This is a genomic window from Albidovulum sp. (assembly GCF_049646345.1).
GTDB lineage: Bacteria > Pseudomonadota > Alphaproteobacteria > Rhodobacterales > Rhodobacteraceae > Albidovulum.
This window is the reverse complement of the sequence record NZ_JBARVQ010000303.1, coordinates 1-5,989: the sequence shown is the minus strand read 5'-3', so window position 1 is coordinate 5,989 and position 5,989 is coordinate 1. Positions and strand designations below refer to the sequence as shown.

6 protein-coding genes and 1 pseudogene are annotated in these 5,989 nt (G+C 64.5%); 6 read left to right on the top strand and 1 reads right to left on the bottom strand.

Annotated features, from left to right (window positions below; all coding sequences use genetic code 11):
- The 6 genes from trpD to lexA all read left to right on the top strand — a co-directional run.
- The coding region (gene trpD / locus WBB85_RS07700; protein WP_432638038.1) for an anthranilate phosphoribosyltransferase at positions 1-914 on the top strand (914 nt) is incomplete at its 5' end.
- Positions 911-1,549 carry a uracil-DNA glycosylase gene (locus WBB85_RS07695; protein WP_432638037.1) on the top strand — a complete coding sequence of 213 codons (639 nt, stop codon included), beginning with the start codon at positions 911-913 and terminating at the stop codon, positions 1,547-1,549. The genes trpD and WBB85_RS07695, both read left to right, overlap by 4 nt.
- A 194-nt stretch (positions 1,550-1,743) precedes the next feature.
- Positions 1,744-2,541 carry an indole-3-glycerol phosphate synthase TrpC gene (trpC, locus tag WBB85_RS07690; protein ID WP_432638036.1) on the top strand — a complete coding sequence of 266 codons (798 nt, stop codon included), beginning with the start codon at positions 1,744-1,746 and terminating at the stop codon, positions 2,539-2,541.
- A gap of 2 nt (positions 2,542-2,543) precedes the next feature.
- On the top strand, positions 2,544-3,017 hold the full coding sequence (gene moaC / locus WBB85_RS07685) for a cyclic pyranopterin monophosphate synthase MoaC (RefSeq protein ID WP_432638035.1): 474 nt from the start codon (positions 2,544-2,546) through the stop codon (positions 3,015-3,017).
- A 15-nt stretch (positions 3,018-3,032) separates the two neighbouring features.
- A complete protein-coding gene (locus WBB85_RS07680) occupies positions 3,033-4,217 on the top strand; it encodes a molybdopterin molybdotransferase MoeA (RefSeq protein ID WP_432638034.1) in 1,185 nt (394 codons plus the stop codon).
- 345 nt (positions 4,218-4,562) lie between these two features.
- Positions 4,563-5,246, top strand: a complete 684-nt coding sequence (gene lexA / locus WBB85_RS07675; protein WP_432638033.1) for a transcriptional repressor LexA — start codon at positions 4,563-4,565, stop codon at positions 5,244-5,246.
- Here the strand turns inward: lexA and WBB85_RS07670 are convergent.
- Positions 5,240-5,989 (bottom strand): annotated as a pseudogene (locus tag WBB85_RS07670) (ComEC/Rec2 family competence protein); the annotation flags it as partial. The gene lexA and the pseudogene WBB85_RS07670 sit on opposite strands and share 7 nt — an antisense overlap.

Below are 5,989 nucleotides of genomic sequence, written 5' to 3'. Positions count from 1 at the left end.
CGCCCAGCCAGATCGGCGGCCTGTTGATGGCCCTGCGCACGCGTGGCGAAACCGTGGACGAATTCGCCGCCGCGGCGGCGGTGATGCGCGCGCGCTGCAATGCGGTGCGCGCGCCGGAGGGGGCGATGGACATCGTCGGCACCGGCGGAGACGGCAAGGGCACGCTGAACATCTCGACCGCGACGGCCTTTGTCGTGGCTGGCGCAGGTGTCGTCGTGGCCAAGCATGGCAACCGCAACCTGTCGTCAAAATCGGGCGCGGCGGATGCGCTGACGCAGATGGGCGTCAACGTGATGATTGAGGCGCAGGCCGTTGAAAAGGTTCTAGAAAGTTGCGGCATCGCCTTCATGATGGCACCCATGCACCACCCGGCGATCCGCCATGTGATGCCGACACGGGCCGAATTGGGAACGCGCACCGTCTTCAACCTGCTCGGGCCTTTGACCAACCCGGCGGGCGTGACACGGCAATTGACCGGTGCCTTCTCCCGCGACTGGATCCGGCCGATGGCCGAAACCTTGCAGGCCCTTGGCTCCGACCGGGCATGGCTGGTCCATGGCTCGGACGGGACCGATGAACTGTCGATTGCTGGTGTAAGCTGGGTCGCGGCGCTGGAGGACGGCGCGGTCAGAGAGTTCGAACTGCACCCCGAAGAGGCGGGCCTTCCAGTGCATCCATTCGAAGCGATCATGGGCGGCAGCCCCGAAGAGAATGCGAACGCTTTTCGTGCGCTGCTGTCGGGCGAAAAGAGCGCTTACCGCGATGCGGTCCTGCTGAACGCCGCCGCCGCGCTGGTCGTGGCGGGCAAGGCCGGGACTTTGACCGAGGGCGTGGCCATAGCCGCCGAGAGCATCGACCGAGGCGCGGCGAAAGCGAAGATCGAGGCGCTGGCAGCCGCCTCTCAGGCGGCATGATCCCCGAGGCCTGGGCGCATCTGCCCTTTTTCACCAATGACTGGCCTCGAATTGAGACTGCTCTGAGGGCCGATACCCGGCAGATCCTGCCCCCGGCACCACAACGGTTTGCCGCGCTGGAATTGATCGCGCCCGAAAAGGTGCGGGTGGTGATCCTCGGACAAGATCCCTATCCGACACCCGGCCATGCCCATGGGCTGGCCTTCTCGGTCGAACCTGACATCCGCCCCCTGCCCCGCTCTTTAAATAATATCTACAAAGAATTGCAGGCCGATCTTGATGTAACCCGCCCCGATGGTGACCTGCGCGGCTGGGCGCAGCAGGGTGTGCTGCTGCTCAACACCGCGCTCTCTGTCCCGGCAGGCGATGCGGGCGGGCACGCGAAGCTTGGCTGGCAGAGACTTGCCGAAGAGGTTCTGACTGAAATCTCCGCCCGTCCTTGCGCCTTTCTTCTTTGGGGTGGACACGCGCAGAAACTTCGGCCCCATATCAGGCCCGGCGATCATCTGGTGATCGAAACCGCCCATCCTTCTCCCCTCTCGGCCCGACGCGGTTTTTTCGGCTCGCGCCCCTTCAGCCGGGTCAATGGCTGGCTTGCGGCGCGGGGAGACGCACCCGTGGATTGGGGCCGTTAAAGCGTTTCGGGTTTTCGCTGAGATAACAAGAATCAGAATTCGAACGAAAAAGGTTCGAATTCTGATTCAATGTAAACTCGAAACGCTATAGGTCGGAAGCGGGGGTTTCCCACCCCCGCACCCCCGGGGAGTATTTGCGAACAGAAGAAGCAGGAAGGGCTTTTCGGGACGTGACACCGACGGTATGAGGAAGCATGGATATTCTCGACAAGATCAAGGCCTACAAGCTGGAAGAAGTCGCGGCGGCAAAGGCGCGGCGTTCCCTGACAGAGGTCGAGGCGGCCGCGCGGGCGGCAGATGCCCCCCGCGGTTTGGCGGCGGCTTTGCAGCGGGCATCGGCCACAGGCTATGGTTTGATTGCCGAAATCAAGAAGGCAAGCCCCTCCAAGGGCCTGATCCGTGCCGATTTCGACCCGGAAACGCTGGCCCGCGCCTATGAAGCGGGCGGCGCCACCTGCCTTTCGGTTCTGACCGACACGCCGTCGTTTCAGGGCGCACCCGAGTTCTTGACCGCCGCGCGTGGGGCAGTGTCCCTGCCCGCATTGCGCAAGGATTTCATGTACGACCCCTATCAGGTCGCCGAGGCGCGGGCCTGGGGTGGCGATTGCATCCTGATCATCATGGCCTCTGTCTCGGACGCGCAGGCGGCAGAGCTTGAGGACGCGGCCTTTGGCTGGGGCATGGATGTGCTTCTGGAGGTTCATGACGGGCCGGAGCTGGAGCGGGCCTTGCGGTTGAAGTCGCCGCTTGTCGGGATAAACAACCGCAATCTCAAGACCTTCGATGTCACTCTTGACACCACGCGGGCGCTGGCGCCGCTGATCCCGTCCGACCGGATGGTGGTCTGCGAAAGCGGGCTCTTCACGCCTGCCAATCTGGCCGAAATGGCAGCGGTGGGCGCACGCACCTTCCTGATCGGCGAGAGCCTGATGCGGCAGGCGGATGTGGCATCGGCGACGCGGGCGATCCTTACCGATCCCGTGGGGGGGTAAGGATGGCGCTGACACATTTCGACAAGGACGGTCAGGCCCATATGGTCGATGTCTCGGACAAGGCCGTGACCGACCGGGTGGCTGTTGCCCAGGCTTTCGTGCGGATGAAGCCCGAAACGCTGGCGCTGGTGACGGCGGGAACCGCCAAGAAGGGGGATGTGCTGGGTGTGGCCCGGCTGGCCGGGATCATGGCGGCGAAGAAATGCGCCGATCTGATCCCGCTTTGCCACCCCCTGCCGATCACCAAGGTGTCGCTTGAGCTGACACCGGATAGTGATCTTCCGGGCGTTCGGATCGAGGCCACGGTCAAGACCACCGGCCAGACCGGGGTAGAGATGGAGGCGCTGACAGCCGCCTCGGTCGCATCCCTCACGGTCTATGACATGCTGAAGGCGGCCGAAAAGTCGATGGAAATCGGTGGCTTGCGCGTTATTCTTAAAGATGGCGGCAAATCAGGGCGTTACGAAGCGTCCTGAAGGCGGGAGACAGGCATGATTTCGGTCGATGAGGCTCTGTCGCGGCTCTTTGCCCTCTGCACCCTGCTGCCGCCCGAGACTGTTCCCCTTCGCCGCGCCGCCGGGCGGGTTCTGGCCGCCCCTGTTGACGCCGCACGCGATCAGCCACCCTTTGCGGCCTCGGCCATGGATGGTTACGCGATCCGCGAGGCCGACCACCTTGCCGGTGCCCTACTGAAGGTGATCGGCGAAGCGGCGGCGGGTTCAAGGTTTTCCGGCACGGTGCTCCCCGGTGAGGCGGTGCGCATCTTTACAGGCGCGCCGGTGCCTGAGGGCGCGGATTGGGTTGTATTACAAGAGGATGTGGCCCGCGACGGCGACCACATCACATTGGGCGATCAGTTGGAACACGGCGCGAATATCCGCGCTGCGGGGCAGGATTTCAGGTCCGGCGACCGCATCGCGGCCCCGCGCCGCCTTACCCCCGCCGACCTTGCCCTGATCGCGGCAATGAATGTGCCCGAAGTCACTGTCACCCGCCGCCCGGTCGTGGCGCTGATTGCCACCGGCAATGAGCTGGTGATGCCGGGCGAGGCGCCGGGGCCGGACCAGATCATCGCCTCGAACAGTTTCGCTTTGGCGGCGATGGCCGAGGCAGCAGGGGCCGAGGTGCGCATGCTGCCCATCGCCCGCGATACCGAGGCGTCATTGCGCTTTACCCTCGATCTGGCCAAGGACGCCGATCTGATCGTGACCATCGGTGGGGCCTCGGTCGGCGATCATGACCTTGTCGGGCTAGTGACCCAGGGCATGGGAATGGAGCGGTCGTTCTACAAGATCGCCATGCGGCCGGGCAAACCGCTAATGGCCGGACGTCTGGGTTCTTCCGTGTTGCTTGGTCTTCCGGGAAACCCCGTATCTTCGGTGGTTTGCGGTCATATATTCATGTTTCCCATGCTGCGAGCCATGCAGGGACTTGCCCCTGAACCAGCCACCACGCGGCGTAGCATTCTGGCCGCCGGTGTAGAGGCCAATGGCCCCCGCGCGCATTACATGCGGGCGCGGGTCGAACATCGGGACGGGGCCGTCTATCTTCATCCGTTCGACCGGCAGGACAGCGCCCTTCTGAGTGTTCTGGCCGAGGCTGACGCATTGCTGATCCGGCCCGTCGGCGACCCTGCCCGCGGGGCCGGGGCTGCGGTGGACTACATCCCGCTTTGAGCCCGCTGCGACTTTGCCCCATGCGCAACACAAGCCGGGCGGGTACCTGCCCGTGGGGCGGCGCGGCAACCTTTGTTCAGGGCAGTTTATGGTGGCAAAGCCCCTCTGACCTCATACGAAGCGTGCGGCCTCCAAAGCGCCAGCCCGGCGGGACGGACAGGCGCTCGCCCGGCGCGCGTCGCGCTTGTTTCCGGACGAAGGGGGCGTCGCGGATATCCGCAACGTCCCGAAAGGGGCAAACCACACCCAATCGCCGCCGCCATTCCGAATTCGTTGACACAAAAGGGGAACACGCGTAGAACGTGAACAGAACGGCTTCGGAACAGGCAAAGGAAAACAGGCATCATGCTGACCCGCAAGCAACTGGAACTTCTCGATTTCATCCAGAAACGTGTCGCGCGTGACGGGGTGCCCCCGTCTTTCGACGAAATGAAGGACGCGCTGGACCTGCGGTCCAAATCCGGCATCCACCGGCTGATTACGGCATTGGAGGAACGCGGCTTCATCCGCCGCCTCGCCCATCGGGCGCGGGCGATCGAAATCGTGAAATTACCCGAGGCGATGGAAAAACCGGGCTTCAAACCCAAGGTGATCGAAGGCGACCGCAAGGCGCCGCCAAAAGGCGCGATGCCGGTTCATGCCGATGTGATGGAACTGCCCGTCATGGGCCGCATCGCCGCCGGTGTACCGATTGAGGCGATTTCGGAAGTGTCGCATCATGTGGCCGTTCCGGGCTCCATGCTGTCGGGTCGCGGCCAGCACTATGCGCTGGAGGTCAAGGGCGATTCGATGATCGAGGCCGGGATCAATGACGGCGATGTCGTGGTGATCCGCGAACAGACGACGGCGGATAATGGCGATATTGTCGTGGCGTTGGTCGAGGGGCACGAGGCAACGCTGAAGCGTTTCCGCCGCCGGGGCCACATGATCGCGCTTGAGGCCGCCAATCCGGCCTATGAAACCCGGGTCCTGCCAGAGGATCATGTGAAGGTGCAGGGCAAGCTCGTGGGCCTTATCCGCAGCTACTGACGTGCGGCGAACCTTTCGCGGCGGCTGCGCCGGTTCCAGAGCCGGTCCCCTGCGGCCTCACGTGCGGTGAGAATGCGCAACCCGTCGGGACCTGCATGAACAGCCAGCGCCCCGGTTTCGCGCAGTTTGGCCGCATCATAGATCTGGCAGGGGCCTGCCGGGCCGCTCCAACCCTCTGACAGGATCACCAGCGCGCCCTTCGTACAGGCCGCCGCCGCGCGACCGGCAGAGCCTTTGCCAGTAAAATGCGCAATCGGCGTGCCCGAGAGATCGGCCCTCAGCGTGCCTTTTTCGCCCTCAAACCCCGTCCGGGCAAAGGCCGCCTCCTGTTCGGCAAGATCGCCGTCATCCTCCAGCCAGCTTTTCGCGACAAAGCCCGCGCCCTTGGGTTTCGACAATGCCCTGCCTTCCGCCCCCAATAGCCCGACAATCGCCCCGTCGGACGAGACCAGAAATGCAGGCCGCTCGGCCCCGGCCCAGAGGAAGAGCGCTGCGGCAAACCCGGCCATTCCGATCCCCCTCAGCCAGAACACTCGGGCGACCAGTGCCGCAAATCCGCCAAGCGCGATCAGCGGCAGCGCCGCATCGGGCGGCGCGGGAACCGCCACCACGGCGCCGTCCATCCCCGCCACCCAATGCGCGATGGCCAGGATCACGGCTGTCCCCTTGCCCATCAGCCACAGCGCCGGCCCCTCAAGCCCGAAGGGCGATAGCAGTGCTGCGACAACCGCAGAAGGCATAAC